Raw genomic sequence first — 3246 nt, forward strand, 5'->3', positions numbered from 1 at the left:
CTCCGGCGGCGGACTGGGCGAGTGGGACGGCGGGAATCACCGTTCCGGAGGCCGGGGCGGTCGGCTGGATGAGCGCGGCCGAGGTCGAACAGGCCCTCGCCCGTAGCCGGGACTTCCTCGTCGCTTCCGGCCTGGACAGCGGAGTACTGCGGGGCGAGCGCCCCGAGAAGGCGATCGGCTGATCAACCCGCACCAGAAGGACGTCCAAGACCTCCTGGAAACCGCTTTCCGAACCCCGACCGAGAAGAACGACCCTTTGCTCCTCTTCAGCCGCTTCCAGCCGTCCCGCACCCGGTTGGTCGGCGACGTCGTGAAGACCCAGGGCCGGCTCACCTACCGGGAGGGCGAGCGCGGCGCGCTCCAGGTGACCGCCGACGTCACCTTCGTCTACCCGGTCACCCGCGTGGACGCGGGCGGCGACGACGAGATCGTCCGCACGATCGTCCGGCGCGAGCTGGTCCTGAGCTGGGACGACCCCGACAAGGTGAGCACGGAGCCGGGCACGTTCTCGATCGTCTCGTACAAGTACGACATGACCAACGGCGGTTGCGGCGCCCCCACGGGCTACCTGACGCCGCCCTTCGGCACCGAGCGCCGGGCGGACGACGCAGGCAAGGACATCGACCCGTACGACCGCAGCGCACCGGTCGGGCAGGGCGGCTTCGCCGAGGACGAGTGCGGGAGGGCTACGCGGTCCTAGATCGTGTCTTCATCTGTGGTCACGTACGTCATCCGTGTCACGCACGTCATCCGTGGTCGCGCAGGAAGGCAGGGATCTCGTCCCGGGTCGGGTGGTTCGGCAGGGGCGCCGGCTCGTCCTGGAGGAACGCGGTGATGACGGCGGCGGCCCGGTCGTTGTTGTCGTCCAGGCCGTTCCACATGCGGTGTCCGACTCCGGGCAGGTACTGCGTACGCTGGACGGCCGGGTCATCGGCGAGGATGGCGGTCGCCCACTGACGGACCTGGGAGGAGCACTCGGCGATCATCAGCATCGCGGGCGTCCGGGACTGCCGCAGGAGTGGGGCGATGGAGGGCGAGTCCTTGACCGTCTGCTGGACGCGGAGGCCGGCAGCGGGGCTGAAGGTGAAGTTCTGTGCGGTGTCCTCGGCGGGGATGCGGTGCGCGTCGCGCGCACAGTAGGCGGATGCGGTGTCGCTGCCGAGGTCGGCGGCCGTGAAGGCGTTGTCCCCTTCGGCCTGTCCGATCAGGCCGGTTTCGGGGGTGAGGAGTCCGAGCCGCATGAGGCCGAATGCCACGGCGTACCGGGGAACGTCCGTGGATCGCGGTCCGGTCATGGCCGGCGCCAGGCCCCGTGCGGATTCTCGGCCCTTGTGCCCGGCGATGTTCGCGGTGGGGCCGTCCATGGGGCCGGGCTCGGCGATGATCGCCCGGCGCATGCGTGCGGCGACGCCCTGGTCGGCCAGGGCTCGGGTGAGCACGACGCCGCCGGAGGAGAACCCGAGGAGCGACCGAGATGCTCGCCACCAGTCCGCGGGAGTCGGTGACGCTCCGCGCCGTGGCCGCCGCCGCCGAGGCGTCGACGACGGCCGTGTACTCCTTGTTCGGCGGTAAGGACGGGCTGATCGGCGCGGTGCGAGACAGAGCCGTCGCCGGCCTGTTCCAGGGCCTGTCAGCGGTGCGGACCTCCGCGGACCCCCTCACCGACCTCTACGCGCTGGCCGTCGCCTACCGCAGCTGGGGGTGCGGACACAGCCACCTGTACACCGTGCTCTTCGGTGGTGTGCAGTCCTTCGACCCGTCAGGGGCGGTCGGGGCCGGTGACCCGATCCGCCCGCTCCTCGCGGCGATCGATCGCGCCTTGGCGGCGTCCGTCCTCGCCGGCGAGGCAAGGTCGATCGCCCTGTCGATCTGGGGGACCCTGCACGGGCTCGTGACGCTCGAACTGGCCGGGGCCCTCGACGCCGCCACGGCCGAGGCAGCGTTCCGTTCGACGATCCACGCCACGTTGCGCGGATGGACGACCCCGGAGGTGTTCCGCAGCCTTCGGCAGGCCGAATCCGCCGGTTGACGGGATCAGGAACGGTTTCCGGGGTCTTCGGGCCCCGGCCGGGGCGGGGATGCGTGGATCCCGCTCTCCTATTCGGCGGCGCTCAGAGCGATGGCGGCGTCTCTGTTCCGGCTGCCGGTGACGTCGTTTGCGCCACGGGGCCCCGGTCCGGCCCGATGTCGCCCGCCGGGGCGGGCAACGATCCCGTGGCGGGGGCGCGTTGGCGCCTGAAAGCGGGGACAGCCGACAGGCCGAATCCGAGAACCGCCGCCACGACATGGCCGATCGTGGTGAAGTCCGGCAGCGGCCCGGTCCAGTCGGCACCGCCGAGGGGCCAGGCGAGAACGAAGACGGCCCAAGGGAGGCGAACCCGGCGCGGCAGGGCGAGCGTTCCGATCGCCAGCACGGCCTGGGCTCCGTAACTGACCCCGTAGTCCAATGACTGCCGCACGGCCGTCGGATACCAACCGTGCCGCAGCGCCACGATGATGACGAGAGCGGTGAACAGGGTGGCCCCGACATGCCCGCCGAGGAACACGGCTATGGCGCGCCGCTTCCCCCACCGGTGCTCCACCCACGCGAGGGAGCAGCAGACACCGAGGCCCAAGGTGATGAAGGTACCCACGAAGTCGGTCGAAGTGACCTCGGTGAGCGTACCGTCGAAGAACAGCACGCTGCCGAGCAGCGCGGACAACGGATGGTCCTGCAAGTTGTCCAGGTTGGTACTGAGGTAGCCCAGCACGGTGGCCGCCCGATCGGCGGACAGCCCCTGGTCGATCCAGACGTGGCCGACCAGGAGCAGACAGACATAGGCGAGGGTCAACGGCGCGCGGCGCGGGTACGCCCGCACGACGCGGAGCGATCGACCCCAAGGGCCCTGCGGTGACTGAGAGTTCATACCGTGGCATTCTCCCGGTCGGGCCGGGGGTGGAGATCGGCGGGTGCCGGCGGCCGTTCCGGCCGGGGCCTGCCGTCGGCGGCTTCGGCAGCCCTCACAAGGGTCGCACTCCCCCGCCTCAGTGCTCCGGGCGGGAGAGCCAGGGGGCGAGCCTCGTTTCGAGCACCTCGGCCTCCTCGGGCGTCACGAGGTCCAGCAGGCGGCGTTCGTTGGGCATGTGGTCGGTGAACGCCCGGTCGACGAGGTCCCGCCCGGCCGGGGTGAGGGCGACGATCCGGCCGCGCCGGTCGTCGCCGGAGCGCCGGCGAGTGACTCGCCGGTCTTCGCCGCCTGCCCGCCG

3 protein-coding genes and 2 pseudogenes are annotated in these 3246 nt (G+C 71.3%); 2 read left to right on the plus strand and 3 right to left on the minus strand.

Annotated features, from left to right (window positions below; translation table 11 throughout):
- Positions 1-700 (plus strand): annotated as a pseudogene (locus ACWGIU_RS33655) (hypothetical protein); the annotation flags it as partial.
- 46 nt (positions 701-746) lie between these two features.
- On the opposite strand, the gene ACWGIU_RS33660 reads toward ACWGIU_RS33655, so the two are convergent.
- A complete protein-coding gene (locus ACWGIU_RS33660; protein ID WP_453711900.1) occupies positions 747-1439 on the minus strand; it encodes a hypothetical protein in 693 nt (230 codons plus the stop codon).
- A 35-nt stretch (positions 1440-1474) separates the two neighbouring features.
- Between ACWGIU_RS33660 and ACWGIU_RS33665 the strand changes: the two genes are divergently transcribed.
- On the plus strand, positions 1475-2029 hold the full coding sequence (locus ACWGIU_RS33665; protein WP_453711901.1) for a TetR-like C-terminal domain-containing protein: 555 nt from the start codon (positions 1475-1477) through the stop codon (positions 2027-2029).
- Positions 2030-2111: 82 nt separating this feature from the next.
- Here the strand turns inward: ACWGIU_RS33665 and ACWGIU_RS33670 are convergent, their stop codons facing one another.
- Positions 2112-2858, minus strand: a complete 747-nt coding sequence (locus tag ACWGIU_RS33670; protein ID WP_453711902.1) for a rhomboid-like protein — start codon at positions 2856-2858, stop codon at positions 2112-2114.
- 166 nt (positions 2859-3024) lie between these two features.
- A pseudogene (locus ACWGIU_RS33675) lies at positions 3025-3246 on the minus strand (hypothetical protein); the annotation flags it as partial.

Source organism: Streptomyces sp. NPDC054840 (genome assembly GCF_053611065.1).